The 1,597-nt window shown below is 67.2% G+C and carries 2 protein-coding genes and 2 tRNA genes; 2 read left to right on the top strand and 2 right to left on the bottom strand.

Going from position 1 to position 1,597, the window contains the following annotated elements:
* Positions 1–305: 305 nt before the first annotated feature.
* Together AOK15_RS40870 and AOK15_RS40865 are read left to right on the top strand one after the other, a co-directional pair.
* Positions 306–396: transfer RNA gene (locus tag AOK15_RS40870), tRNA-Ser, on the top strand.
* A 188-nt stretch (positions 397–584) separates the two neighbouring features.
* Positions 585–657 (top strand) — tRNA-Arg (locus AOK15_RS40865).
* A 93-nt stretch (positions 658–750) separates the two neighbouring features.
* Here AOK15_RS40865 and AOK15_RS40860 read toward each other — a convergent pair.
* Complete coding sequence (locus AOK15_RS40860) at positions 751–1,251, bottom strand: YfbM family protein (protein WP_055524288.1); 501 nt, start codon at positions 1,249–1,251, stop codon at positions 751–753.
* A gap of 9 nt (positions 1,252–1,260) precedes the next feature.
* Positions 1,261–1,461: a hypothetical protein gene (locus AOK15_RS40855; protein ID WP_055524285.1), complete on the bottom strand. Its 201-nt coding sequence runs from the start codon at positions 1,459–1,461 to the stop codon at positions 1,261–1,263.
* Positions 1,462–1,597: the final 136 nt, after the last annotated feature.

The raw sequence follows: 1,597 nt of genomic DNA, 5'->3' as shown, positions 1-1,597 counted from the left end.
GGCGAGGGCGGAGGACGCCTGCGGCGGTGTGGGGGGAGGGTTCTGCAACATGGCCTGACTAACGCCACGCGGGCCCCACGGTTGCGGCGGACGGAGGAGAGGGGAGCCCTGTGGACCGACCCGCCCTGCCGATCCCGGACGTCCCTGACGAACCGTTCCCGAACACTCTCCGACCCGCCGCGACGTGCCATACGGCTTTGCCCTGCGGCCTCTCCGCCTAGTACCGTGGGAGGCGATTGGTGACAGCCCACTCGGCTGTGTCATCATCTGCACGCACCACTCGCGCTCGCGCGGGCGGTTGTGCGGGAGGCGTCGCCTAGTCCGGTCTATGGCGCCGCACTGCTAATGCGGTTTGGGCCTTAAAGCCCATCGAGGGTTCAAATCCCTCCGCCTCCGCGCTTGATCACCGAAGCCCCGGTCCACACGACCGGGGCTTCGTCGTTCCCCAGGGTGCCTGCTGAGGCGTTTTCGCAGGTCACAAGGGGTGCGGCAAACGGATTTCACATGGCGACGGCAGTCATGTAATGTTCTTCCTGTCGCCGAGAGCGGGCCAAACGGACCAGGACCGGCGGAAAACAGAACAAGCACTCGTAGCTTAACGGATAGAGCATCTGACTACGGATCAGAAGGTTGCAGGTTCGAATCCTGCCGAGTGCACACAGGTCAAAGCCCCCTCGGGATCATCCCGGAGGGGGCTTTGTCGTGCCGTAAGGGAGTGAAGGACAGCAACGACGGTGTGCGCGTGGCCCGTCATTCCAGCCAGACGAGCATCGCGTCGTCCGACCCGGCAGCTGCCTCGAAGAACCGGGTGAGGCCGTCGTACCAAGGGAGCGCCCATTCCAGTGAGCCGGGCTCGTTCCAGCCGAGGGGATACACCTCGGCGGTGGTCAGTTCGGCCGGGTCCACGTCATGGATGAGCTGGGCATAGGTGGTGGCACGCAGGGTTTCCGCCGCGAGCCGGACCCGCTCTGGGCGCAGGTATCTCGGGGGCCCGTATCCCCAGTCCTCGTCCTCCGCGAACGGCTCCTCGCCGAGGATCACGTTCACGGGGAACTCGGCGCGCGCCAGCAGGAAGCGGAGCATGTCCCACGTCTTGTACGTGCTGTAGTGCCGCGCTTCGGCCGGCGCGGGCTCCGTCTTCTCCCCCGTGTCCTGGACCTCCTCGACGAAGTCCAGCGCCCAGTCGGGGTCGCGGATCGCCCGGTCCAGCTCAGCAGTCGTGACGCGCAGGTACTCACCGGTCATGCTCATGGTCGGAGGCTAGGCGAGGCCACCGACAGAGTCGTCCTGCAAGGCCTCGGCGAGCAGGAGTCGGACGTCGAACTCCGTCCAGCAGTCCGATATCTCGATGCCGACCTCGGCCCCACAGCTGCCGCTCATCAGGTTGGGGCCGGCCGAGCCGCCGGGGCGGCAGCAACCGATCCGGCGCGAGGGCCCGGGACGCGCGGCAGCCGTTGCCATTCCGTGTGGTGAAGGCTCGCCGAGAGCGTTGCTCCGCAAGCCCGGCATCTGAAGACCGTGGCCATGGCCCACCTCCTCGTTCGCTCTCTGCGCCGTTCGCACGGTACCGCCGTCGATCTACGGGCCGGGCCCGGCC

It is taken from the genome of Streptomyces ossamyceticus (assembly GCF_001418475.1).
Classification (GTDB): domain Bacteria; phylum Actinomycetota; class Actinomycetes; order Streptomycetales; family Streptomycetaceae; genus Streptomyces; species Streptomyces ossamyceticus.
The sequence above is the reverse complement of the archived record's forward strand: the minus strand, read 5'-3'. Positions and strand labels throughout refer to the sequence as shown.